Consider the following 570-nt stretch of genomic DNA (forward strand, 5'->3'; position numbering starts at 1 on the left):
GTTCCGTGTGGACTGGACGCCGGACCGCGCCAGCCAGATTTGCGACCGCACCGAGCTGTGGGATCAGGCTCTTGATCGCGGAGCCTTGTTTGCTGCCGCCCAAGGTCTGGGTCTGGCCCAGCGCGCGGTCGATCTAGCCGTCGAATACGCCAAGGAGCGCCAGCAGTTCGGCAAGCCGATCGGCACCTATCAGGCGGTCAAACACCACCTCGCCTCGGCCCAAACCAAGATCGAGTTCGCCCGTCCGGTCCTGCATGCCGCAGCCGTCAGCCTTGGCAATCACGACATCTTTAGCCGTGCGCGTATCAGCCAGGCCAAACTGGCCTGTCTGGAAGCCGCCGACTACGCCTCGCGCGCCAGCCTGCAGGTACATGGAGCCATGGGCTACAGCTACGAGGTCGATGTCCATCTGGTGCTGAAACGCGCCCTTGGCCTGACCTATAGCTGGGGTGAACCCGCCCTGCACCGCGCCCGTGTCGCCAACCGCATTTTCACCCGCCCTGTGGGGCCGGACCAAACCTTCGCCTACGAGGTCGCCTGATGGCCGAAGCCTATATTATCGACGCCGTT

1 protein-coding gene is annotated in these 570 nt (G+C 64.0%); it reads left to right on the forward strand.

The window, feature by feature from the left end:
- Positions 1–541: acyl-CoA dehydrogenase family protein (locus RSB01_RS14230; RefSeq protein WP_332625775.1), on the forward strand; the 541-nt coding region annotated here is incomplete at its 5' end.
- Positions 542–570: the final 29 nt, after the last annotated feature.

The sequence above is a fragment of the Brevundimonas sp. genome, from assembly GCF_036659295.1.
In the GTDB taxonomy this organism is placed as follows: Bacteria; Pseudomonadota; Alphaproteobacteria; order Caulobacterales; family Caulobacteraceae; genus Brevundimonas.